We start from the raw sequence: 21,319 nt of genomic DNA on the forward strand, positions 1-21,319 counted from the left end.
TTTCTGCTGGTGTTCCTGCAAAGCTTAGGGGCCTTCCTCCTTTTAGGGCTAAGCCTTCCCAACCAAAGGCGGGAGAACTAAGCTGGAAGGTAACATGGCCAACTACCGCGAGCTCATGGACCTGACGGGCCAGGTGGCCCTGGTGGTGGGGGCGGCCTCGGGGATCGGCCGGGCCTCCGCGGAGGCCCTAGCGGCCTTTGGGGCCAAGGTGGTGCTGGCAGACCGGGACGAGAAGGGCCTTCAGGAAGCCCTAAAGGGGGTGCCCGGGGGGGAGGCCCACCTTGTGGACCTGGTGGAAAAGGAGGCGGCGGAGGGGCTGGTGGAGGAGGTCCTTAAGGGCCACGGCCGGCTGGACGTCCTGGTTTCCACCCCGGCCATCAACGTGCGCAAGGCCCTTCTGGATTACACGGACGAGGAGGTGGACCGGGTGGTGGACCTGAACCTCAAGGCCACCCTACGCCTCCTAAGGGCCGGGGGGCGTGCCATGCGAGCCCAAGGCTCGGGCAGCCTCATCGCCCTGGCCTCCATCCGGGCCCTGGTGGTGGAGCCGGGGCAGGGGGTTTACGCGGCCACCAAGGCGGGGATCCTCCAGCTCGTCCGCGCCCTGGCGGCGGAGCTTGGGCCCTTCGGGGTGCGGGCCAACGCCATTGCCCCGGGGCCCATAGAAACCCCCCTCACCGCCCCCATCAAGGCCCACCCGGAGTGGTACCGGGCCTACGCGGAGAAGACCGCCCTGGGCCGCTGGGGCCGGCCGGAGGAGGTGGCCATGGCCGTGGTCTTCCTGGCCTCGAGGGCTGCAAGCTACATCACGGGCACCCTTTTCCTGGTGGACGGGGGGTGGACGGCCATAGACGGCCGCTTCACCCCGCCCCTTTAAGCGCCATGGACAAGGCCCTGAGCGCAGCGGAGGCGGTGGACGAAAGGGAGGTGGTGGACCTCCTCCGGGCTTTGGTGCGGATCCCAAGCCACTACCCTGGGCCCGGGGAGGAGGGGGTGGCCGCCTTCCTGGCGGCGTACCTGGAGGAGCGGGGGCTTAGGCCTTTCCTCCAGGAGGCGGCCCCTGGGCGGCCCAACCTGGTGGCCGACCTGGGGGAAGGGGAAGGGGGGCTTATCCTGGAGGGGCACACCGACGTGGTGACCCCGGGGGACGAGGCCCGTTGGACCCACCCCCCCTACGGGGCGGTGGTGGAGGGGGGGCGGGTCTACGGCCGGGGGGCCTGCGACATGAAGGGGGGCCTGGCCGCCCTGGTGGGGGCCATGCTGGCGGTGGGGCGGGCCCTAGGCAGGCCCAAGCGCCCCTTGTGCCTCGCCGCCTTGGCAGACGAGGAAGGGATGATGCTTGGGGTGAAGGCCTTCCTGAAGGCGGGCCTCGCCCGGGGCTTCCGGGGGGCGGTGGTGGCCGAGCCCGAGGAAATGGAGATCTGCCTCTGGCAAAAGGGGGCCCTCCGCCTCCGCCTCCTCTTCCCGGGGCGGATGGCCCACGGGGCCATGCCCTACGCGGGGGAAAACCCCATCCCCAAGGCGGCCCGGTTCGTGCTGGAGCTAAAAGCCCTGGAAGAGAAGCTCCAGGCCGCCTTCCCCCACCCCTTCCTGGGGCCCCCCTACCTCACCCCCACCCGCTTCCTGGCCAGCGCTGGGGAAGGCCAGCTCAACGTCCTCCCCGACCGAGCGGAGGTGGCCCTGGACGTGCGCACCGTGCCGGGGGTGGACCACGCGGGGCTGGTGGCGGAGATCGGGGCCCTGGCAGGGGTGGGGGTGGAGGTCCTGGAGGACCGCCCCCCCGTGGAAACCCCCAAGGAGGACCCCCTGGTCCAGGCGGCGGAGGAGGCCCTAAGCCTCCTGGGCCTCCCCCTGCGCCACGGAGGGGTGCCGGGGGCCACGGACGGCACCTTCCTCCGGGCCTGGGGGGGGCTTCCCGTGGTGGTCATGGGCCCTGGGCGGAAGACCCTGCCCCACCAGGTGGACGAGTGGGTGGGGGTGGAGGAGGTGGTGCAGGCGGCCCGGGTCTACGCCGCCCTGGCCGCCCTTTATCTGGAAGGGTAGCGTGCGTAAGGAGGGACGCCATGAGGAAAGCGTGGACGGCGATGGTGGCCTGGGTCCTGGCCCTCGCCCTGGCCCAGACCCGGGGCGGGGAGCTTAGGGTGGCGGTGCTGGCGGAACCCCCGGTGTTGGACCCCTCGGCCTCCACCAGCCAGGAAATCCCCAGGATGCTCTACGACAACGTCCTCCAGGGGCTGGTGAAGTTGAACGAGAAGGGGGAGATCGTTCCTGCCCTGGCGGAGCGGTGGGAGGGGAGCCCCTCGAGCCTCACCTGGACCTTCCACCTGAGGAGGGGGGTGCGCTTCCACAACGGGGCCCCCTTCACCGCGGAGGACGTCCTCTTCAAGTTCAACCGGGCCCGGGACCCCAAATCCGGCCACACCCACCCCGAGTACTACCGGGACATCGGGAGCGTGGAGGCCAAGGACCCCTACACCGTGGTCTTCCGCCTGCGGCAACCGGACCAGGACTTCCTCTTCAACCTGGCCCGACCGGACTCCGTCATCGGCCCCAAGGGACGGGTGGAGGAGCAGAAGACCCAGCCCATCGGCACCGGCCCCTTCCGCTTCGTGGCCTGGGAACGGGGGGTGGGGGTGCGGCTGGAGCGGTTTGAGGGCTACTACGAGCCCGGCCTCCCCTACCTGGACCGGGTCTTCTTCCGCTTCCTCCCCGACCCCAACGCCCAGATCGCCGCCCTTAGGGCGGGGGACATCCACGTGATTGGCCTAGGGGTGAGCCCGGAGGCGGCCCTCACCCTGGGGCGGGACCCTAGCTTCAAGGTGGTAAGCGGGACCACCACCACGGAGATCACTGTGGGGATGAACAACGCCCGCTCCCCCTTCAACGACCCTCGGGTGCGCCGGGCCATCCAGCACGCAGTGGACAAAAAGGAGCTCATCCAGGGGGTGATGCTGGGCTTCGGCACCCCCATCGGGAGCCACCGCTCCCCGGGGGAGCGGTGCTACGAGGACCTCTCGGGCCTCTACCCCTACGACCCCGCCCGGGCCCGGGCCCTTCTCCAGGAGGCGGGCTACGGGCCGGCCAATCCCTTGCGCTTCACCTTCACCCTGGCGGCCCCCTACCCCTACGAGCGCCGCCTGGGGGAGGCCATCGCCGCCAAGCTCCAGGGGATCGGGGTCCAGGCCCGGCTGGAGGTGGTGGAGTGGGCCACCTGGCTCTCCCGGGTCTTCCGCGGGGCGGACTACCAGATGACCATCATCGGCCACTCGGAGCCCCATGACATCGGGATCTACGCCAACCCCAACTACTACTTCCGCTACGACTCCGCCCGCTTCCGGGAGCTTTACGCCCAGTACCTGCGCACCCCGGATCCGAACCGGGCCTGCGAGCTCATGAAGGCCATGCAGCGCCTCCTGGCCGAGGACGCGGTGAACCTCTGGGTGATGAACGCCCCTTACATCGCGGCCATGCGTAAGGAGGTCATGGGCTGGTGGCAAAACCAGCCCACCCCGAGCCTCAACGTGACCCGGGTGTACCTGGCCCGTTGATGGCCGCCTACGCCCTGCGCCGGTCCCTCCTGGCCCTCGGCACCCTGTGGCTTGCGGGGAGCCTGGTGTTCCTGGCCCTCCTCCTCCTCCCCGGGGACCCCGTCCAGGCCATCCTGGGCCTCGAGGCGAACCCGGAGGCCCGGGCCGCCCTGGAGCGGGCCCTGGGGCTGGACCGGCCGCCCCTCCCCCGCTACCTGGACTGGCTTTGGGGGCTTCTCCGGCTGGACCTAGGGGAGTCCATCCGCTACGCCAAGCCGGTGGGGGAGCTCCTCGGGGAAAGGCTTCCCCTCACCCTGGCCCTGGTGGGGCTGGGCCTTTCGGGGGCCCTCCTCCTGGCCCTCCCCCTGGCCCTCCTCGCCCTCCGCTTTCCCCTTCTGGACCTCCTCCTAAGCGGCCTCATGGCCCTCCTCCAGTCCCTGCCCACCTTCTTCCTGGGGGTGGTCCTCCTCTACGCCTTCGCCGTCCATCTCCCCCTCCTCCCCGCAAGCGGCTTCCCGGGGTGGGCAAGCCCCGTGGAGGCCCTCCGCCACCTCCTCCTCCCCGCCCTTACCTTGGCCCTGGCCCGGGCGGCCATCCTCTTCCGCATGGCCCGGGGAAGCCTTCTGGAAGTCATAGGCCAGGACTACATCCGCACCGCCCGGGCCAAGGGGGTGCCCGAGGGGAGGCTCCTCCTCAAGCACGCCCTCAAGCCGGCAAGCCTCCCCCTCGTCACCCTCCTGGGGCTTGAAGGGGGGTTCCTCCTCACGGGGGCGGTGGTGGTGGAAGCGGTCTTCGCCCTGCCCGGGCTTGGTAGCCTGGCCCTCACCGCCCTCGAGGCCCGGGACTACCCCCTCCTCCAAGGGCTGGTGGTGGCCATGGCGGCCCTCATCGTCCTCTTCAACCTGGCGGTGGACCTCCTCTATGGCCTTTTGGACCCACGAATCGAGTATGCGTAGCCCAAGCCTCCTCGCAGGAAGCCTCCTCACAGGGCTTTTTTTCCTCCTGGCCCTGGCCTCCTCCCTCTACCCCGTGGACCCCAACGCCCCGGACTTCCTCCGTCGCCTAAGCCTCCCCTCCCTCGAGCACCCCTTGGGGACGGACCCCTTCGGCCGGGACCTCCTGGCCCGCCTCCTCCACGGGGCGCGAAACGCCCTCCTGGTGGGAGGACTTGCCGTGGCCCTGGGGGCGGGCCTGGGGGTGGCCCTGGGCCTCCTGGCGGGGTATTGGGGCCGGGGGTGGGATGGGGCCCTAAGCCTCCTCAACGAGGCCCTTTACGCCCTTCCCGGCCTCCTCCTCGCTCTCCTCCTCGCGGCCCTCTTGGGCCCCGGGGCCCTGAGCAGCACCCTGGCCATTGGGCTTGCCCTGGTGCCCGCCTTCTTCCGGGTGGCCCGGGCGGGGGCCATGGCTCTGAGGTCAGCCCCTTTCGTGGAGGCGGCCCTGGCCCTGGGGGCCACGGAGGGCCGGGTCCTCCTCCGCCACCTCCTCCCCAACCTCCTGGGGCCTTTGGTGGTCCAGACCAGCCTGGCCTTCGCCGCCGCCCTCCTGGCCGAAGCCGCCCTCTCCTACCTGGGCCTCGGAATCCAGCCCCCAAACCCGAGCCTGGGCCGGATGCTCCGAGAAGCCCAAAGCTTCCTTCCCCTCTCCCCTTACCCAGCCCTGGTGCCGGGCCTCGCCCTCTCCCTGGCGGTCCTGGGCTTTAACCTCCTAGGGGACGGCCTAAGGGACCGGCTGGACCCCAGGCGCTAGGCCAGGGAGCAGTCCGGAAATGCCTCGAGACCGGCCGCCCCTTGCCCACCCGGAAGAGGATGTGCTAATCTTCTCCCCCAAAGGAGGCCAAGATGTGCGCCCCCCTGGTGATGGATGCGGTGGCCCGCTCCCTTTCCCGTCGGGCCTTCCTGGGTGTGGGGCTTGGGCTTCTTGCGAGCCAGGCCTTGGCCCAGGCGGAGGTTCCGGGCAAGGCTTTCCGCCACGCGGTGGACCTCACCCACGAGCTCTCTCCGGAAATCCCCCTTTTCCCCGGAGCCGAGCCCATGCGCATCACCACCCTGGTCACCGTGCGGCAAAACGGCTACTACGGAAACCGCCTGGACTTATGGGAGCATTCCGGCACCCACATGGACGCCCCTGCCCACTTCGCGGAAGGGGGGCTCACCGCAGAAAAGCTCCCTGTGGGTAACCTCATCGCCCCCCTGGCGGTGGTCCACATCCACGAGAAGGCAGCCAAGGACCCCGACGCTCAAGTGACGGTGGACGACCTCCTGGCCTACGAAAGGCGGTACGGCCGCCTTCCCAAAGGGGCCTTGGTGGCCATGCACTCTGGCTGGGAAGCCCGCTGGCAGGATCCCAAAGCCTTCCTTAACCAGGATGCCTCCGGCGTCCTCCATTTCCCTGGGTTCTCCCCGGAGGCCGTAGCTTTCCTGGTGGAGGAGCGGGAGATCGTGGGGGTGGGGGTGGACACCCTCTCCTTGGATTTCGGCCCCTCTAAGGACTTCAAGGCCCACCTCACCCTCTTGGGAGCGGGGAAGTACGGCCTTGAGAACCTGGCCAACCTGGCCCAGGTCCCCCCAGCAGGGGCCCTCATCCTGGTGGGGGGCCCCAAGCACCGAGGGGCCTCCGGCGGGCCGGTGCGGGCCCTGGCGGTGTGGTAGATGAGCCTACTGGAGTTCCGGGAAGTGACGGTGGCCTTTGGGGCCTACGTCGCCCTGGAGGGGGTGAGCCTGCGGCTTGTGGAGGGGGAGTTCGTGAGCCTGGTGGGGCCCACGGGGTGCGGGAAGAGCACCCTCCTCAACGTGGCGGCGGGCCTCCTCCCCCCCACCCGAGGGGAGGTTCACCTGGAAGGGCGCCCCTTAAGGGGCCTGAACCCCAAAGCGGGCTACCTCTTCCAGCAGGACGCCATCCTGCCGTGGAAGACCGCGCTGGACAATGTGACCCTACCCCTGGTCTTCCGGGGGGTACCCCTCCAGGAGGCCCGGGCGCGGGCCCGGGCCTGGCTGGCCAAGGTGGGCCTCGAGGGCTTTTCCGACCGCTACCCCCACCAGCTCTCCGGGGGGATGCGCAAGCGGGTGGGCCTGGCCCAGGTCCTCATCGCGGACCCCAAGCTCCTCCTCATGGACGAGCCCTTCTCCGCCCTGGATGTCCAGACCCGGCAGCTCATGGAAAACGAGCTCCTGAGGCTTTGGCAGGAGGACCGCAAGACCGTGCTCTTCGTAACCCACGACCTGGAAGAGGCCATCGCCCTCTCCGACCGGGTGGTGGTTCTCTCCGCGGGGCCGGCCTCCAGGCCCATCGGGGACTTCCCCATCCCCCTGCCCCGGCCCCGGGACGTGGCGGAGGTCCGGCTCACCCCGGAGTTCTTGAGGCTCCACCGGGAGATCTGGGACCTCCTAAGGGGGGAGGTGATGCGGGCCCATGCGCGGGCTTAGGGTGCGGCTCTGGCAGGCGGGGCTCCTCCTGGCCCTCCTGGCCCTATGGGAGTGGGCCACGAGGACGGGGCGCCTGGACCCCTTCTTCTTTTCCCTGCCCTCCGCCATCGCAGAGCGAGTCTACCGCTGGTTCAGCACGGGGGAGGTCTACCCTCACCTCTACGTGACCACCCTGGAGATGCTCCTGGCCTTCACCATCGGCACCCTCCTAGGAGTGGCCTTCGGGATCTGGCTGGCCCTGGCCCCGGGGGCGGCCGCGGTGCTGGACCCCTACGTGAAGGCCCTAAACGCCATCCCCCGGGTGGTCCTGGCCCCCATCTTTACCCTGTGGTTTGGCCTCGGGGTCCTCTCCAAGGTGGCCCTGGGGGTGACCCTGGTCTTCTTCGTGGCCTTCTTCAACACCTACCAGGGGGTGAAGGAGGTGAGCCCCGTAATCCTCCAAAACGCCCGCCTCTTAGGAGCGAACCGCCTCCACCTCCTCCGCCACGTCTACCTGCCCTCGGCGGCGAGCTGGATCTTCAGCTCCCTAAGGACTTCCATCGGGTTTGCAGTCATCGGAGCGGTGGTGGGGGAGTATCTGGGCTCTGCGGCAGGCCTGGGGTACCTCATCGCCCAAGCGGAAGGGGTCTTTGACACCACCGGGGTTTTTGCGGGCATGGTGGTCCTTATGGTCTTCGTGCTGGTGCTGGATGCCCTGGTGGGCGCCCTGGAACGCAGGCTCCTCGTCTGGCGCCCCCAAGGGGAAGGAGGGCAAAGATGAAGCGGTGGATACTGGCGTTTTTGGCGGTGACCTTGGCTTTTGGGCTGGCCCAGAAGCGGGTGGTCCTGGGCGTGGGGGGGAAGACCGCGGTGGTCTACCTCCCCCTCACGGTGGTGGAGAGGCTCGGCTACTTCAAGGAAGAAGGCCTGGACGTGACCATCCAGGACCTCCAGGCGGGCTCCCGGGCCCTCCAGGCCCTCATTGGGGGAAGCGTGGAGGTGGTCATGGGCTTCTACGACCACACCATCCAGATGCAGGCCCAGGGCCGGGACATTGTGGCCTTTGTCCAGGTGGGGCGCTACCCGGCCATCGTCCTTGGGGTGCGGAGCGACCTCACGGACCAGATCCGCACCGTGGCCGACCTCAAAGGGCGCAGGGTGGGGGTCACCGCCCCGGGGAGCTCCACCCACTTCTTCCTGAACTACCTCCTTGTGAAAAACGGCCTCAAACCCACGGATGTCTCCGTGGTGGGGGTTTCCGTGGGGGCCCAGGCGGTGGCCGCGGTCCAGAACCGGCAGGTGGAAGCCATCTCCAACGTGGAACCCGCCATCACCCTCCTGGAAGAGCGGGGACTCATCAAGGTCCTGGCGGACACCCGCACCACCCAAGGCACACGGGCGGTCCTAGGCGGGGAGTACCCCGCGGCCGTCCTTTACACCACCCGGGCCTGGCTGGAACGGAACCCCGACACCGCCCAGCGCCTGGTGAACGCCATGGTGCGGGGCCTCCGCTGGATGCAGGGGAAGACCCCGGAGGAGATCGCCGCCGTCCTTCCGGAAGAGTACTTCCTGGGCGATAAGGCCCTCTACCTTAAGGTCCTCCGGAACTCCCTGGAGTCCTTCTCCCCCACGGGCCGCTTCAGCGACACCGCTCCCTTGCGCCCCCTCACCGTCCTCTCCGCCTTTGACCCCAACGTGCAACGGGCCCGCATAGACCTCAAGCGCACCTACACCAACGCCTTCGTGGACCGGGCGCCGAAGCCCTAAGCCCCCAGGCCTTGAAAGCGCCCCTTGGGGCTTGGAGGAAGAGCGCGCTGGGCTCCCCACCGAAGCTTTCGCTTCGGTGGGGCATTTAGTTGGACCCCTTTGCGGATAGAAGGTCCCTGTACCAAAGGGCGCTCCGCTTGGGGATGCGCCTTTGTGTGGGGTAGTCCACGTAGAAGAGCCCGAAACGGGGCCGGTACCCGTGGGCCCACTCGAAGTTGTCCAGGAGGCTCCAGACGAAGTAGCCCCTTAGGTCCACCCCTTCCGCCCGCGCCCGGAAGGCGGCCTCCAGGTGGGCCTCGAGGTAGGCCACCCTCAGGGGGTCCTCCACCGCACCTTCCCCCGCCCAGCGGTCCTCGTAGGCCGCCCCGTTTTCCGTCACGTAAAGGGGCCAGGGCACAAGGGCCCCCAAGCGCTTCAAAAGCCCATAGAGCCCATCCGGCCGCACCGCCCAACCCAGGGCCGTGGCCTCCCCCTCCGGGGGCAGGTAGCGCACGGGGTAGACCCCCTCCCCCGGGGCCACCCGGGCCACGGTGTAGTAGTTCACCCCCAGGAAGTCCAGGGGCCGGGCGATGAGGTCCAGATCCCCGGGCCGGATGGGGGGGGTTAGGGCGGAACGGAAGGGGCTTTCCGGGTAGCCCAGGCCCAGGATGGGGTCCAGGAAAAAGCAGTTATGGTAGCGGTCGGCCCGCTCCCTGGCCTCCTCCACCCCCTCCACGGGGGTGAAGTTGAGGACGATCCCCACCCGCTTCACCCCCTCGGCCCGAAGGGCCTCCACCGCGAGGCCGTGGCCCAGGAGGAGGTGGTGGGCCGCCTTGAGGGCCGCCTCGAGGCTCCTTAGCCCCGGAGCATGCTCCCCGGTGAGGTGGCCTAGGAAGGCGCTGCACCAGGGCTCGTTCAAGGTGGCGAAGAAGGGGACCCGGTCGGCCAGGGCCCGGGCCACCACCCGGGCGTACTCCGCAAAGGCGTAGGCCGTCTCCCGGCTCCGCCACCCCCCTTGGACCTCCAAGGCCCAGGGAAGGTCCCAGTGGTAAAGGGTGAGGAAGGGGGCGATGCCGGCCTCCAAAAGGGCGTCCACCAGGCGCTCGTAGAAGGCCAGGCTCTTGGGGTTTACCCTACCCCGACCCTCAGGCAAGACCCTCGGCCAGGCCACGGAAAAACGGTAGGCCCTGACCCCAAGCCAGCGCATAAGGGCCACGTCCTCCCGGTAGCGGCGGTAGTGGTCGCAGGCCAGCTCCCCTGTGGCGCCGTCCGCAATGGCCCCGGGACGGGCGGTGAAGACATCCCAGATGGAGGGCCCGCGGCCGTCCACGTGGGTGCTTCCCTCGATCTGATAGGCGCTGGTGGCCACGCCAAAGAGAAAAGGTTCACCCATGGCTCACCCCTTTACGGCCCCCGCGGTCAGGCCCTGGATGAGCTGCCGCTGGACCAGGAAGAAAAAAAGGAGGACCGGCAGGACGGCCACCGTGGCCCCCGCCATGACCAGGTCGTAACGGTTCTGGTAGTTTCCCACGAAGGTCCGCAGGCCCACGGGCAGGGTGGCCGTGGCCTCGCTGGTGAGGATCTGGGCGAAGAGGAGCTCGTCCCAGGCGGCCAAGAAGATGTAGACCGCGGTGGCGGCAAGGCCGGGCAGGGCCAAGGGCAGGATGACCCAAAAGAAGGCCTGGAAGGGGGTGGCCCCGTCCACCAGGGCGGCTTCCTCCAGCTCCTTGGGGATGCTGGCAAAGAACCCCCTCAGGATCCAGATGCTAAAGGGCACGAAGAAGGCGGTGTAGGTGAGGACAAGCCCGGTGTAGCTCCCCACCAGGCGCACCTCGAGGCCCAAGGCCTCCCGGGCCCAGTTCTGGAAGGCGATGTACATGAGGTAAAGGGGGATGAGGAAGAGGATCCCCGGGATGAACTGGGTGGCGAGGACGCTCCCTCCAAAGAGCTCCGCCCCGGGGAAGCGGAAGCGGGCCAGGGCATAGGCGGCGAAGGTGGCCACCAGAAGGGCCAGAAAGGTAGTGAGGCCGCAGACCAAAAGGGAGTTCTTGAGGTAGTGGAGGAAGGGCACCACCCTCCAGAGCTCCAGGTAGTTGCCCCATTGGGGAGCCTTGGGGAAGAGAGCCCCCGTGGCCACCCCCAGCTGGGTCATGAGGGAGGCGTTCACCATGAAGAGCACGGGCCCCAGCTGGAAGAGAAGGGCCAGCGCCAGGGCCAGATAGGCCAGAGGTCTGAGCCAGCGTTCTTCCACGGTTCACCTCGCTAGCAAGTCTTCCCGGTAAATCCGGTACCAGAGGAGAACGAAGAGGAGGGCCAGCAGCATGTACATCAGACTGGCCGCGGCCCCAAGCCCAAAGCGCCAGAGGCCAAAGGTGTTGCGGAAAAGGTTGGCCATGAGGAGGTCCCCCCACTCCCCGGGGTAGCCAGCCCCATGGCCGAACATCATGTAGACCAGGTTGAAGCTGTAAAAGTTCCAGATGGTCCCGTAGAGAAGGAGAACCGCGGTCACAGGCCTAAGGAGGGGCCAGGTGACGTAGCGGAAACGCTGCCAGGGGGTAGCCCCGTCCACCCGGGCCGCCTCGTAAAGCTCCTGAGGAATGGACTGCAGGGCCGCCAGATAGGTGATCATGGCGAAGGGCCATCCCCGCCACACCGCAGGGAGGGTGATGGCCACAAAGGTAAAAGGCCCGATGAGCCACTGGGGCCTCTCGGGAAGGAGGTGGAGAACGTCCACCAGGAGGTGGTTCACCATCCCGTCTTTCAGCCAAAGGAACCCCCACAGGAGACCCACCACGTAGGCGGGGATCACCCAGGGGAGGAGGAGCAGGCTCCGCCAAAGCCCCCGAAGGAAAAGGGACCGGTTGAGAACGTGGGCCATGAGGAGGCCAAGGCCCAGGGTTAGGAGGTTGACCACCAGGGTGTAGAGGAACGTGGTCCTGAGGGCATAGAGGAAGCCCGCTCGGAAAGTGGAGTGGGGATTAAAGAGGAGCTCCTGGAAGTTGGCCAGGCCCACAAAGGGGGCACCGAGCCAAAGCCGGAGGGTTTCTAGCCGGAGGTCCAAAAAAGCTAGGTATATGCCCTGGATCATGGGCCCGTAGTGGACGAGGAGCATCCCCAAAAGGGCCGGGGCCACCAGGGCGTAGGCGAAGCCGTAGCGGCGTCGGAGGCGTCCAAACCGGGTCATGAAGGGCTCCTTGGGGGGGCCCGAAAGCCCCCCCAAACGGCCGTTTAGCGCAGACTATCGTTGATGGCCCGGGAAGCCTGCCCCATCAGGTCCTTGAGGGCGGCCTCCGTAAGCCGCCCCTGGGCCACCAGGTCCCAGGCCATCCCCAGGTGCTGCACGGCCAGGTTCTCCACCCCTCCCCAGCCGGCTAGGCCAGGGTAGCTCCGCCCGAACTGGGCCGCCTGCAGGAAGACCCGGAAAAGGGGGTCTTGCTGGAAGGTGGGGGCGTTCCAGGCAGACCTCAGGGCGGGGAGCATCCCACTCATCTCCGCGTAGCGCCGCTGGGCCTCGGGGCTTCCCAGGTACTTGAGGAGCTCCTTAGCCGGGGCCTTGTTCTTGGAGAACTTGAAGAGGGCCAGGTTGGAGCCCCCGAAGAAGGTGTAGCGCCCCTTGGGCCCGGCAGGGTAAGGGACCACCCCTAGGTTCCTCGCCGCGGGCCGCCCGGCGAACCCGCCCTGGGCCTCAGGGGTCTTGGCCCGCTGGATCATCCAGGGTCCGCTGGCGAAGACCGCGCATTTGCCCACCTGGAAATCGGCCTCAATCTGGGCGGTGTTCTTCTCCAGGCTCTCCTTGGGCACGTACCCCTTCTGGGCCAGGGAGAGGAAGAAGTAGAGACCCTGGAGGCTTGCGGGCTCATCCAGGGCGCTCCGCCACTGCCCCCCCACCTGGCGGACGATCTCTCCCCCGGCCCCCCAGATCCAGGGGACGGCGTTGTGGAGCACGTCCCAGGAGTTCTTCCCCGGGGTGCAAAAGGGGGCCAGGAGCTGGCCCGTGACGGGGTCGCGGAAGCTGGAGGCTTTTAGCCGGTCCAGGCCCGCCTCAAAGCCCTGCCAGTCCCGGAACATCTCCGAGGGGTTAACCCCCGCGGCCCGAAGGGCATCCGTGCGGTAGTAAAAGGCCCGAAGCTCGGAAAACCAGGGCACCGCCGTCGCCTCCCGGGCCCCGGCCAGGCGGGTGGTGTTCCAGACCGCGGGCAGATAGGCCCCCTGTCCTCCAAGCGTCTGGAGAACCTCGTCCACGGGCTCCAGGGCCCCCATGGCGCTCACCGCCCCCACCCAGGTGGTGCCGAGCTGGGTAAGGTCCGGCCCCACCCCGCTGGTGGCCGCGGTGGTGATCTTGGTCCAGGCCACGCCCCAGTCGAGGACGGTGACCTTGACCTCCACCCCCTTGTCCCGCTCAAAGGGGGCCACCAGGGCCTTGAAGTCCTCCGCGGCGTTCGGGGTGTTGGGCATGATCCAGACCTCCAAGGTGGTCCGCTGGGCAAAGGCGCCCAGGGCCAGGCCGAAGAACAGGCTTGAAAGCGCTTTCTTAATCACGAACAAACCTCCCATGTGCTCCGCCGATTCAGCTGGCGGCCAGAAAGCCCAAACGCCTATAAACCCTCAGTTTGGTTCAGGCTCCCACCTCCCCCACGGAACGGCGCTCCACCAGGCTGAGCTCTAGCCTAGGCAAGACCGGCTCCTGCCCCTCGAGAACCGCCAGGGCGGCCTCCGCCAAGGCCTCCCCGATGGCCCGCACGGGCTGGCGCACGGTGGTCAAGGGAGGGACCTGGTAGGCCGCCAAGGGGATGTCGTCAAAGCCCACCAAGGAGACCTCCTCCGGGACGGAAAGCCCCTTCTCGTAAAGGAAAACGCGGAGGCCGATGGCCGTCTGGTCGTTGGCGGCGAAGACCGCGGTGGTGTCGGGGAAGCGGGTGAAAAGCTCCTTCCCCGCCCGGTACCCCCCGGCCTCCGTGAGGTCCCCGTAGACCACCCGCGCCTCGAGGCCCGCCTCCCGCATGGCTCGGCGGTAGCCTAAGAGCCGTTCCCGGATGTCCGTGTGCCCCCGGTGGCTGGAGATGTGGGCGATACGGGTGTGGCCCTTGGCGATGAGGTAAAGGGTGGCCCGGTAGGCCGCCTCGCGGTTATCCAGGACGAGGCTGTAGACCCTCTCCCCCACCCTCTCCCCAAAGGCCACCACCGGCACCCCCAGGGCCTCCAAGGGGGCCCCGTCCACGGTGGCCCCGAGGAGGACGAGGACCTCCACCCGCTGGGCTTTTAGAAAGTCTAGGGCCTCCAGCTCCCGGGCTAGGCTCCAGTGGCCCGGAACTGCCACGGGGCGAAAGGGGGTGGCCTCGAGGCGGTGGGCCAGGGCCTGGAGGATGGGGCCGTAGAAAGGGCTTTCAAAATCGGGCAGGAGGATCCCCAGGGCGTAGGACCGGCCCCGGGCCAGGTTCCGGGCTAGAGGGCTTGGGGTGTAGCCTAGGGCCTCCACCGCCTCCAGCACCGCCCGCACCTTCTCGCGGGAGACGCGGGCTGTGCCGTTTAGGACACGGGAAACTGTGGCCGGGGAAACCCCAGCGCGCCGGGCCACCTCCTCGATGGTGGGCTGGGCCTTAGTCATTGAGGTCAATGATAGCATGCTTTGAAAGCGCTTGCAAGTCCCTAACCAGCCGGCCTCCGGGTTTGACCGTTGGCGAAGCCACAGGCGCCGCCCCTAGGCGAAGTGGTTCAGGGGCCCCTGGCCCCGCCCGAGGGGCGGAGCGGTCTGCAGGGCGCGGGTGAGGTAGGCCTTGGCCTCCCGCACCGCCTCCTCCAGGGGGCGTCCCAAGGCCAACAGGGCGGCGATGGCCGCGGAGAGGGTGCAGCCCGTGCCGTGGGTGTTCCGGGTCTCCACCCGGGGAGCGGAAAAGCGCCTCAGACCCTCGGGGGTGGCGAGCAGGTCCACGCTCTCCGCCCCCGGGAAGTGCCCCCCTTTCAGGAGGACGGCCTTGGGCCCCAGGGCGAGGAGGGCCCTTGCGGCCTCCTCCGCGTCCTCGAGGTCGCGGATGGCGCTCCCCAAGAGCCTTTCCGCCTCCACCCGGTTGGGGGTCACGAGGAAGGCCAGGGGGAAAAGGGCCTCCTTCAAGGCCGAAACCGCCCCCTCCCCAAGAAGGGGATCCCCGCTTTTGGCCACCATCACCGGGTCCACCACCAAAGGCCCCAGGCGGAAATCCCGCACCGCCTGGGCCACCGCCTCCACGATGGGGGCGCTCCCCAGGGCCCCCGTCTTCAGGGCATGGACCGGGAGGTCCTCGGCCACCGCGCGGATCTCCTCGTAGACGAAGTCCGGCGGCAGGAGCTCCACCCGCCGCACCCCCAGGGTGTTCTGCACCGTGAGCAGGGTGAGGGCCGAAGCCCCGTAGACCCCAAAGCGGTGGAAGGCCTTGAGGTCCGCCTGGACCCCTGCCCCGCCGGAGGGGTCGGAACCGGCCACCGTTAGCGCTACCTGCATGGCTTACCTCCTTGAAGGACCCTTTTCAAGTGGCTAAAATAGCCCCATGCGAACTGTATCGATTACAGAAGCCAAAAACCGGCTGAGCCTCCTCCTGGAATGGGTACAGGATGGGGAGGAGGTCCTCATCCTGAACCGAGGGGTGCCCGTGGCCCGGCTGGCGCCCGTTTCCAAGGCCCAGGATGAAGCCCTTGGCCTCCTGGTGCGGAAAGGGTTGGTCCGGCCAGGAACGGGTAGGCCCCGCCTCCAGGCCCTCCCCCTTCCCGAAGGCCGGGGAAGCCTCCTGGAGCACCTCCTGACGGAGCGGGAAGAGGAAGAATGAGGTTCTGGGATAGCTCCGCCTTGGTGCCCCTCCTGGTGAAGGAGGCCTCCTTGGAGGGGGTAGCTGGTCTTCTGGAGGAGGACGCCCACCTCCTCGTGGCGTGGATCACCCCCGTGGAGCTCACCTCAGTCCTGGCCCGGCTGGAGCGAGCAGGGGGGTTGGACCAGGTGGGCTTGGCCCAAGCCCGGAACCGGCTTTGGGCCCTTAAGGAGGCTTGGCACGAGGTCCTGCCCACGGAAGAGGTGCGGGAGGCCGCCATCCGCGCCTCCGCATCCACCCCCTTCGCACCCTGGACGCCCTCCAGCTGGGGGCGGCCTTGGTGGCCTCTGGAGGCCGGCCTTCTGGGCTTCCCTTCGTGAGCCTGGACGGGCGGCTTCGGGAGGCCGCGGAACGCGAGGGCTTCCCCCTCCTTCCCTAAAGGGCGAAAGACCCCCATCCGCCTCTAGCGCACGGGAAGCTCCATCCGCGCCCCACCCCGGAGCACCGCCTCCACCAGGTTCATGGGGCAGAAAGGGCCGCACATGCTGCAGGCCTTGGTCTTGGAGCCCCGCTCCTCCTTGAGGCGGCGGGCCTCTTCGGGGAAGAGGGCGAGGGCGAACTGGGTCTCCCAGTCCAGCCGGTAGCGGGCCTCGGACATATGGCGGTTCCGCTCCAAAGCCCTTGGGTTCCCCCGGGCCACGTCCGCGGCGTGGGCGGCGATCTTGAAGGCGATGACCCCCTCCCGCACGTGCTCCACCGTGGGCAAGCCCAGGTGCTCCGCCGGGGTGAGGTAGCAGAGCATGTCCGCCCCCAGCCACCCCGCCATGGCCCCCCCGATGGCCCCGGCGATGTGGTCAAAGCCGGCGGCGGTGTCCACGGGGAGCATCCCCAGGATGTAGAAAGGCGCACCCCCGGTGAGCTTCTTCTGGATCTGGATGTTGGTGGCGATCTCGTTCAAGGGGATGTGCCCCGGGCCCTCCACCATGGCCTGGACCCCGGCCCGCCGGGCTCTTTCCACCAGCTCCCCGATGGTGAGGAGCTCGGCGATCTGGGCCCGGTCGGTGCTGTCGGCCAAGGAACCGGGCCGGAGCCCGTCCCCCAGGGAAAGCGTCATGTCGTAGGTGCGGGCGATGTCCAAGAGGTCGTCAAAGCGGGCGTAAAGGGGGTTCTCCTCCCCCCGGTGGAGCATCCAGGCGGCCATGAGCCCGCCCCCTCGGCTCACGATGCCCGTGGTGCGCCGGCTTTGGCGGTAGACCTCGAGGTTCTTCAGGGTCACCCCCACGTGCACGGTGATGTAGTCCACCCCCTCCTTCCCGTGCTCCTCAATGACCTCAAAAAGCTCATCCGCGGACATGTCAAAGAAGTTCTTCCGCCGGGCAGCCCTGAACTCCGCCTCGTAGATCGGCACGGTGCCTAGGGGAACGGTGGCCACCTCCAGGATGCGCCGCCTTATGGCCTTGAGGTCGCCCCCCGTGGAAAGGTCCATGACCGTGTCCGCCCCGTACTGGATGGCCACCCGGGCCTTTTCCACCTCCTCCTCGAGGTTCACGTAATCGTAGGAGGTGCCCAGGTTGGCGTTCACCTTCACGGAAAGCCCCTCCCCAATCCCCTTGAAATCGCGCAAGGTGGTGTGGTTGGGGTTCCTCGGGATGACGATCCGGCCCGCGGCCACCCCCTCCCGCACCAACTCGGGGGAAACCCCTTCCCTCTCGGCCACGTGGGCCATCTCTTCCGTAACGATGCCCTTCCTTGCCGCTTCCAGCTGGGTCATGCCTTCACCCCCAAAAGGTCAAGGACCCGGTAAGCCGTCCAAGGGGCCAGGAGGACACCGTTCCGCCCGTGCCCCGTGGCGGCCAGAAGGCCCTTTTCCACCTCGCCCACGAAGAGCTCCCCCAGGGGCCGGTATCCCCAGAGGGTTCCCAGAAAGCGCGCTCCCTCCAAAGGGGGAAAGCGCTCGTGTCCGTAGTCCGATAGCCACCTAAGGCCGAAGAGGTCCACCCCATCGGCAAAGCCCTCCCGGGCGGTGGCCCCCAAATAGACCCCGCCCTCCCGGGGGAGGAGGTACCCCTCCCCGGCGAAGAGGGGCCCCGGGGGGGCGGGGCCCGAGAGGAGGAGGGCCTCCCCCTTTAAGGGCCGCACCCGGAGGCCAAAGCGCCCGCCCCAAGCCCCCACGGCGAGGAGGACATGGCGGGCCCGGACCTCCCCTTCCTGCCAGAAGGCCCGCCCCCCTTCCACCCCCTCCACCGTCGCCCGGAGGAGGGGAACCCCCATGCCCTCCAGGGCCTTAAGGAGGGCCACCCGGAGGGCCCTGGGGTGCACGTACCCCCCAGGGAAGCGCCTCGCCCCCCGGGCCCCCCGCACGGGGTAGGGCGTGGGCTCCTCCGCGGCCCAGAAGGCCTTTTCCTCCTCGGAGAGGGCCACGGCCCAGGTGCCGCCAAAACCCGCCTCCACCTCGAGGCCCCTCGCCCGAAGCTCCTTTAGGAGCTCGGGGTAGTAGTCCAGTCCAAAGAGCCCCGCCTCCAACACCTCCCCGGAAAGCCCCTCGGGGTGGGGGGCGAGCATCCCCGCGCTGGCCAAGGTGGCGGCCCCGGGCTTCTCCGCGTCCAAAAGGACCACCTCGAGGCCCCGCTTCCGGAGCTCGTAGGCGGCGAGGGCCCCGATGACCCCCGCCCCCACCACCGCCACCTCGGTCACAGGGGCACCCCCTCCGGGGGGCTAGAGGGGCTCGCCCCTGCCCTCGGGCGCATGGGGCCCGCCAGATGGGCCTTCCGCCCCGCCTCCACCGCAAGCCTAAAGGCCTCGGCCATGGCCGGGGGGTCTTCCGCCTCGGCGATGGCGGTGTTCACCAAGACCGCGTCCAGGCCCATCTCCATGACCTCCGCCGCGTGGGAGGGCAGGCCAAGCCCCGCGTCCACCACCACCGGGGGAAGGTGAGCCCTTTCGCGGGCAAAGAGCTCCAAAAGGGCCCGGGTCTTCACCCCCCAGCCCGAGCCGATAGGGGCTGCCAGGGGCATGACCGTGGCTGTGCCCAGGGCGGCGAGGCGCCTGGCCAGGACCAGGTCGGGCCCCATGTAGGGCAGGACGGTGAAGCCCTCCCCTAGGAGCATCTCCGCCGCCCGTAGGGTCTCCACCGGGTCCGGGAGGAGGTGGGTGGGGTCGGGGATGACCTCCAGCTTCACCCAGTCCTCCCCGGTAAGGATCCGGCCCAATCGGGCCAGGCGCAGGGCCTCCTCCGCCGTCCTGGCCCCCGCGGTGTTGGGGAGGAGGGCGACCCCTTTCAGGGCCTCCAGGAGGCCCACGTGCCCCGGGGCCTTGAGCTCCACCCGCCGGATGGAAACCGTCACCACCTCCGCCCCCGCGGCCCTTATGGCCTCCCGCATGAGGCCGAAGTCCTTGAACTTGCCGCTTCCTAAGATGAGGCGGCTTCTAAGCGTCCTTTTTCCTACCACCCAGGTGTCCATCTAGCCTCCCTGCATGAGGGCCACCACCTCCACCACATCCCCCTCCTCCAGGGGGCGCTCGGGGAGGGCGTGGCCGGGAAAGGCCTCCTCGTTGAGGAGGACGGCGACCCGCCCGGGCTCCACCCCCAGTTCCTCCAGGACCTCCTTCAGGGTCTTGCCCTCGAGGGGCAGAGGCTTGCCGTTAAGCACCACCATAGAGCCTCCTCCGAAAGGCCTGGGCCGCCCCCTCGGGGTTCTCCGCGTCCAGGATGGCCCGCACCACCACGATCCTTTGGGCCCCGGCCTCCAGAACCTGGTCCAGGTTCTCCAGGGTGATCCCCCCGATGGCGTACCAGGGCTTCTCCCCCAGGTGCTCCGCAGCCCAGCGCACGTAAGGGAGGCCCGCCGCCTTCCGCCCGGGCTTGGTGGGGGTCTCCCAAACGGGCCCCACGGAAAGGTAGTCCGCCCCCTCCTCCAAGGCCTTTAGGGCCTGCTCGGGGGCATGGGTGGAGCGGCCCACCAGGCCCTGGAAAAAGCGCCGGGCCTCCTTTGGGGTCAAATCCCCCTGGCCCAGGTGGACCCCGTCCGCCCCCAGAAGGGCCGCCAGGTCCGGCCGGTCGTTCAGGAAAAAGGGCACCCCGTAGCGCCGGGCCAGGGCCAGCATCCTCTCTCCCAGGGCCAGGATGGGCCTCGCCTCCCAGTCCTTGGCCCTAAGCTGCACCACCTCCACCCCCCCGGCCAGGGCCTTTTCCGTGCGCAGCAGGGTTTCCTCAAAGGTCCAGCCCGGCCTTGGGGTCACCACCAGATAGAGCCTGCCAAGCACCCTTTCACCCCCTCAGGCCGGCGGTACGGCCAAGGCCCACGCGGCCCGAGGACGGGACGGATTGTGCTGGGAATCTTCCGCATAGGCTTCCCTCCGCCGGCATTACCCGGATCAGGTTCCAAGGGTTGCTGGGAAGGACCCAGCTCTCAACCCCTCCATTGGGGCACCCCTAGCCTGTCCCCTCCACTATAGCAAAGGGGCGGGGCGGAAAAGGGGGGTAGGCCACGCGCTGGGCCCGGCCCCTCTAAAAGGGGGCCGGGCCCAACTCCTTAAGCCAACCAGCCTAGCACAAGGGATACCCCTACCCCCCTAGGGCCGGCAGGCACCCTGGTTCTGGAGCCAGGCCCGTAGGGTAACCGTCCCATCACGGAAAGTAAGGATTACGTTTTCCCCAGGGCAGGGGTTCGTGCGGTTCAGGTCTCCTTCATCCAGATATCCGCTAAAGCTCACCGCCCGCCGGTCGTTGTGGTCCACGTAGCCGTTCAGATCCACCCGGATGGGCCGGCCGTCGGGGTTCCACTGAACGCGGGTAACCTGGAGTTGGAAGACCATGCTCTCGGAGCCCGCCCTGGAGGTTAGGGTGAAGGAACCGCTTTGGGGCTGGAAGCTCTGAGAGAAGCAGTTGGCACCCCGAGTGAGCTGCCCGTTCAGGGTGAGCTTCAGCGAGCGGTGGGAAGTGGGATTGGTACCCTGGGTGGAGAGGTCAAGCCCAGCTTGGATCTGGTCCTGGGCGCCTTCGGTGAGCTGGTAGGAGGCATCCCAGTTGAGCTGGGCCGTCTGGCCAAGATAGCCCGAGAAGGTGAGCTGGGTCGGTTGCAGGATATAGGTGCTGGTGGTGCTGCAGTTATACCAGGTAGCCCCAAAGTCGGCGTGACCAACCTCGGCGTCCCCTAGGGTCATATGGGCCTGGGCTGCCTGGGGGGCTTCCCGACTCTGGCCAGTTGGGTCATGAGGCCAAAGGGTGGCCGTGCCGCTCTTGTCCCAGTCCACCCGGAGCTCCGCCACATGGCCCAACGCGGTCCACTTCAAGCCTAGATCGTAGGGGGGAGAAAGAATGTAGGTACTGGGGTTGTTGGGATCGGTGGTATAGTCCCAGCCTCCCCGGGGGAGCTCGTTTCCGGAGGGGTGGTTTAGAGGACGAAGGTTCAAGAGGGGGAATAAACCAGGAAAAGCCCCCCCAGAAGGCACCAGGGAAAGAGATCCTACGCTCAGAGCACCAATTGGATTCCCCAGGAAAGCCTGGAATGCAGGATCCTGGATGAGTTGTTGGACAACCTGCTGTTGCGTCTGGGTATGCCCGTCCCAGGCCTGGCTAAACTCCTTCTGGGACATGCCCCCCTGGCCGCTCCCACCCGGGCCACCGCAAGCGGCGAGAAGGAAGAGGCCGAGGGCCAAAGCAACCTTTTTCGGGACCTTCATTCGCCTTACCTCCTTTATCACCTTTAATCCCCCCTTTCGGTTATTCACCTGCATAGACCTTGACAGGACAAAAGGAAAGGGGGTCTTTGGTTGGTCGTGTAAGGAATTATGTGTAAGGGTATGTGTATGAATGGGGGTACCAACGGGAGAGGAGGTACCCCATGGATCAGGATACCCTCCAGATGAT

Annotated in this window: 23 protein-coding genes and 1 riboswitch; of the genes, 11 read left to right on the forward strand and 12 right to left on the reverse strand. The window is 68.1% G+C overall.

Annotation, left to right across the window (positions count from 1 at the left end; genetic code table 11):
• Positions 1 to 94: 94 nt before the first annotated feature.
• The 9 genes from WKI94_RS07845 to WKI94_RS07885 all read left to right on the forward strand — a co-directional run bounded on the left by WKI94_RS07845 (position 95) and on the right by WKI94_RS07885 (position 8,695).
• Positions 95 to 877, forward strand: coding sequence for an SDR family NAD(P)-dependent oxidoreductase (locus WKI94_RS07845; protein WP_337845212.1), 783 nt, complete (start codon positions 95 to 97; stop codon positions 875 to 877).
• A 5-nt stretch (positions 878 to 882) separates the two neighbouring features.
• The gene (locus WKI94_RS07850; RefSeq protein WP_337845213.1) at positions 883 to 2,043 is read left to right on the forward strand and encodes a M20 family metallopeptidase; all 1,161 of its coding nucleotides are present in this window, start codon (positions 883 to 885) and stop codon (positions 2,041 to 2,043) included.
• 20 nt (positions 2,044 to 2,063) lie between these two features.
• Entirely contained in the window at positions 2,064 to 3,548 is a 1,485-nt protein-coding gene (locus WKI94_RS07855) for an ABC transporter substrate-binding protein (protein ID WP_337845214.1), read from the forward strand.
• Positions 3,548 to 4,483 (forward strand): ABC transporter permease, encoded by a 936-nt coding sequence (locus tag WKI94_RS07860; protein WP_337845215.1) that lies wholly within the window; start codon positions 3,548 to 3,550, stop codon positions 4,481 to 4,483. Before WKI94_RS07855 ends, WKI94_RS07860 begins: the two co-directional genes overlap by 1 nt.
• The gene (locus WKI94_RS07865; RefSeq protein ID WP_337845216.1) at positions 4,476 to 5,273 is read left to right on the forward strand and encodes an ABC transporter permease; all 798 of its coding nucleotides are present in this window, start codon (positions 4,476 to 4,478) and stop codon (positions 5,271 to 5,273) included. The genes WKI94_RS07860 and WKI94_RS07865 overlap by 8 nt, the downstream gene beginning before the upstream one ends.
• Positions 5,274 to 5,365: 92 nt before the next feature.
• Positions 5,366 to 6,175 (forward strand): cyclase family protein, encoded by an 810-nt coding sequence (locus WKI94_RS07870; RefSeq protein WP_337845217.1) that lies wholly within the window; start codon positions 5,366 to 5,368, stop codon positions 6,173 to 6,175.
• Entirely contained in the window at positions 6,176 to 6,949 is a 774-nt protein-coding gene (locus WKI94_RS07875) for an ABC transporter ATP-binding protein (protein ID WP_337845218.1), read from the forward strand.
• Complete coding sequence (locus WKI94_RS07880; protein ID WP_337845220.1) at positions 6,936 to 7,709, forward strand: ABC transporter permease; 774 nt, start codon at positions 6,936 to 6,938, stop codon at positions 7,707 to 7,709. The genes WKI94_RS07875 and WKI94_RS07880 overlap by 14 nt, the downstream gene beginning before the upstream one ends.
• On the forward strand, positions 7,706 to 8,695 hold the full coding sequence (locus tag WKI94_RS07885; RefSeq protein ID WP_337845221.1) for an ABC transporter substrate-binding protein: 990 nt from the start codon (positions 7,706 to 7,708) through the stop codon (positions 8,693 to 8,695). The genes WKI94_RS07880 and WKI94_RS07885 overlap by 4 nt, the downstream gene beginning before the upstream one ends.
• Before the next feature lie 85 nt (positions 8,696 to 8,780).
• On the opposite strand, the gene WKI94_RS07890 is transcribed toward WKI94_RS07885, so the two are convergent.
• The 6 genes from WKI94_RS07890 to thiD all read right to left on the reverse strand — a co-directional run bounded on the left by WKI94_RS07890 (position 8,781) and on the right by thiD (position 15,149).
• Complete coding sequence (locus WKI94_RS07890) at positions 8,781 to 10,067, reverse strand: GH1 family beta-glucosidase (RefSeq protein ID WP_337845222.1); 1,287 nt, start codon at positions 10,065 to 10,067, stop codon at positions 8,781 to 8,783.
• Positions 10,068 to 10,070: 3 nt separating this feature from the next.
• Positions 10,071 to 10,925: a carbohydrate ABC transporter permease gene (locus WKI94_RS07895; protein ID WP_337845223.1), complete on the reverse strand. Its 855-nt coding sequence runs from the start codon at positions 10,923 to 10,925 to the stop codon at positions 10,071 to 10,073.
• Between the two features lie 3 nt (positions 10,926 to 10,928).
• A complete protein-coding gene (locus WKI94_RS07900; RefSeq protein ID WP_337845224.1) occupies positions 10,929 to 11,858 on the reverse strand; it encodes a sugar ABC transporter permease in 930 nt (309 codons plus the stop codon).
• Positions 11,859 to 11,902: 44 nt separating this feature from the next.
• The gene (locus WKI94_RS07905; protein WP_337845225.1) at positions 11,903 to 13,213 is read right to left on the reverse strand and encodes a sugar ABC transporter substrate-binding protein; all 1,311 of its coding nucleotides are present in this window, start codon (positions 13,211 to 13,213) and stop codon (positions 11,903 to 11,905) included.
• 76 nt (positions 13,214 to 13,289) lie between these two features.
• Positions 13,290 to 14,279 carry a LacI family DNA-binding transcriptional regulator gene (locus tag WKI94_RS07910; RefSeq protein ID WP_337845226.1) on the reverse strand — a complete coding sequence of 330 codons (990 nt, stop codon included), beginning with the start codon at positions 14,277 to 14,279 and terminating at the stop codon, positions 13,290 to 13,292.
• A 93-nt stretch (positions 14,280 to 14,372) separates the two neighbouring features.
• The gene (gene thiD / locus WKI94_RS07915; protein ID WP_337845227.1) at positions 14,373 to 15,149 is read right to left on the reverse strand and encodes a bifunctional hydroxymethylpyrimidine kinase/phosphomethylpyrimidine kinase; all 777 of its coding nucleotides are present in this window, start codon (positions 15,147 to 15,149) and stop codon (positions 14,373 to 14,375) included.
• 46 nt (positions 15,150 to 15,195) lie between these two features.
• On the opposite strand from thiD, the gene WKI94_RS07920 reads away from it, so the two are divergent.
• Together WKI94_RS07920 and WKI94_RS07925 are read left to right on the forward strand one after the other, a co-directional pair.
• Positions 15,196 to 15,471 (forward strand): type II toxin-antitoxin system prevent-host-death family antitoxin, encoded by a 276-nt coding sequence (locus WKI94_RS07920; RefSeq protein WP_337845228.1) that lies wholly within the window; start codon positions 15,196 to 15,198, stop codon positions 15,469 to 15,471.
• Positions 15,468 to 15,830 carry a PIN domain-containing protein gene (locus WKI94_RS07925; RefSeq protein WP_337845229.1) on the forward strand — a complete coding sequence of 121 codons (363 nt, stop codon included), beginning with the start codon at positions 15,468 to 15,470 and terminating at the stop codon, positions 15,828 to 15,830. Before WKI94_RS07920 ends, WKI94_RS07925 begins: the two co-directional genes overlap by 4 nt.
• A gap of 83 nt (positions 15,831 to 15,913) precedes the next feature.
• Here WKI94_RS07925 and thiC read toward each other — a convergent pair whose 3' ends face one another.
• From thiC to WKI94_RS07955, 6 genes are all read right to left on the reverse strand, one after another.
• Positions 15,914 to 17,221: a phosphomethylpyrimidine synthase ThiC gene (gene thiC, locus WKI94_RS07930; protein WP_337845230.1), complete on the reverse strand. Its 1,308-nt coding sequence runs from the start codon at positions 17,219 to 17,221 to the stop codon at positions 15,914 to 15,916.
• Entirely contained in the window at positions 17,218 to 18,144 is a 927-nt protein-coding gene (locus WKI94_RS07935; RefSeq protein ID WP_337845231.1) for an FAD-dependent oxidoreductase, read from the reverse strand. The genes thiC and WKI94_RS07935 overlap by 4 nt, the downstream gene beginning before the upstream one ends.
• Positions 18,141 to 18,911 (reverse strand): thiazole synthase, encoded by a 771-nt coding sequence (locus tag WKI94_RS07940; protein WP_337845232.1) that lies wholly within the window; start codon positions 18,909 to 18,911, stop codon positions 18,141 to 18,143. Before WKI94_RS07940 ends, WKI94_RS07935 begins: the two co-directional genes overlap by 4 nt.
• Entirely contained in the window at positions 18,912 to 19,106 is a 195-nt protein-coding gene (gene thiS, locus WKI94_RS07945; RefSeq protein WP_337845233.1) for a sulfur carrier protein ThiS, read from the reverse strand.
• The gene (gene thiE, locus WKI94_RS07950; RefSeq protein WP_337845234.1) at positions 19,093 to 19,713 is read right to left on the reverse strand and encodes a thiamine phosphate synthase; all 621 of its coding nucleotides are present in this window, start codon (positions 19,711 to 19,713) and stop codon (positions 19,093 to 19,095) included. Before thiE ends, thiS begins: the two co-directional genes overlap by 14 nt.
• Positions 19,714 to 19,784: 71 nt before the next feature.
• Positions 19,785 to 19,894, reverse strand: a riboswitch (TPP riboswitch).
• Between the two features lie 128 nt (positions 19,895 to 20,022).
• Complete coding sequence (locus WKI94_RS07955; protein WP_337845235.1) at positions 20,023 to 20,742, reverse strand: hypothetical protein; 720 nt, start codon at positions 20,740 to 20,742, stop codon at positions 20,023 to 20,025.
• Between the last annotated feature and the right edge of the window lie 577 nt (positions 20,743 to 21,319).

This window comes from Thermus sp. (assembly GCF_037444525.1).
GTDB lineage: Bacteria > Deinococcota > Deinococci > Deinococcales > Thermaceae > Thermus.

Bases quoted from the DNA above. Each gene is read 5' to 3' on its own strand.
- WKI94_RS07845 (WP_337845212.1), top strand. From the start codon at position 95: ATGGCCAACTACCGCGAGCTCATGGACCTGACGGGCCAGGTGGCCCTG.
- WKI94_RS07850 (WP_337845213.1), top strand. From the start codon at position 883: ATGGACAAGGCCCTGAGCGCAGCGGAGGCGGTGGACGAAAGGGAGGTG.
- WKI94_RS07855 (WP_337845214.1), top strand. From the start codon at position 2,064: ATGAGGAAAGCGTGGACGGCGATGGTGGCCTGGGTCCTGGCCCTCGCC.
- WKI94_RS07860 (WP_337845215.1), top strand. From the start codon at position 3,548: ATGGCCGCCTACGCCCTGCGCCGGTCCCTCCTGGCCCTCGGCACCCTG.
- WKI94_RS07865 (WP_337845216.1), top strand. From the start codon at position 4,476: ATGCGTAGCCCAAGCCTCCTCGCAGGAAGCCTCCTCACAGGGCTTTTT.
- WKI94_RS07870 (WP_337845217.1), top strand. From the start codon at position 5,366: ATGTGCGCCCCCCTGGTGATGGATGCGGTGGCCCGCTCCCTTTCCCGT.
- WKI94_RS07875 (WP_337845218.1), top strand. From the start codon at position 6,176: ATGAGCCTACTGGAGTTCCGGGAAGTGACGGTGGCCTTTGGGGCCTAC.
- WKI94_RS07880 (WP_337845220.1), top strand. From the start codon at position 6,936: ATGCGCGGGCTTAGGGTGCGGCTCTGGCAGGCGGGGCTCCTCCTGGCC.
- WKI94_RS07885 (WP_337845221.1), top strand. From the start codon at position 7,706: ATGAAGCGGTGGATACTGGCGTTTTTGGCGGTGACCTTGGCTTTTGGG.
- WKI94_RS07890 (WP_337845222.1), bottom strand. From the start codon at position 10,067: ATGGGTGAACCTTTTCTCTTTGGCGTGGCCACCAGCGCCTATCAGATC.
- WKI94_RS07900 (WP_337845224.1), bottom strand. From the start codon at position 11,858: ATGACCCGGTTTGGACGCCTCCGACGCCGCTACGGCTTCGCCTACGCC.
- WKI94_RS07910 (WP_337845226.1), bottom strand. From the start codon at position 14,279: ATGACTAAGGCCCAGCCCACCATCGAGGAGGTGGCCCGGCGCGCTGGG.
- thiD (WP_337845227.1), bottom strand. From the start codon at position 15,149: ATGCAGGTAGCGCTAACGGTGGCCGGTTCCGACCCCTCCGGCGGGGCA.
- WKI94_RS07920 (WP_337845228.1), top strand. From the start codon at position 15,196: ATGCGAACTGTATCGATTACAGAAGCCAAAAACCGGCTGAGCCTCCTC.
- WKI94_RS07925 (WP_337845229.1), top strand. From the start codon at position 15,468: ATGAGGTTCTGGGATAGCTCCGCCTTGGTGCCCCTCCTGGTGAAGGAG.
- thiC (WP_337845230.1), bottom strand. From the start codon at position 17,221: ATGACCCAGCTGGAAGCGGCAAGGAAGGGCATCGTTACGGAAGAGATG.
- WKI94_RS07940 (WP_337845232.1), bottom strand. From the start codon at position 18,911: ATGGACACCTGGGTGGTAGGAAAAAGGACGCTTAGAAGCCGCCTCATC.
- thiS (WP_337845233.1), bottom strand. From the start codon at position 19,106: ATGGTGGTGCTTAACGGCAAGCCTCTGCCCCTCGAGGGCAAGACCCTG.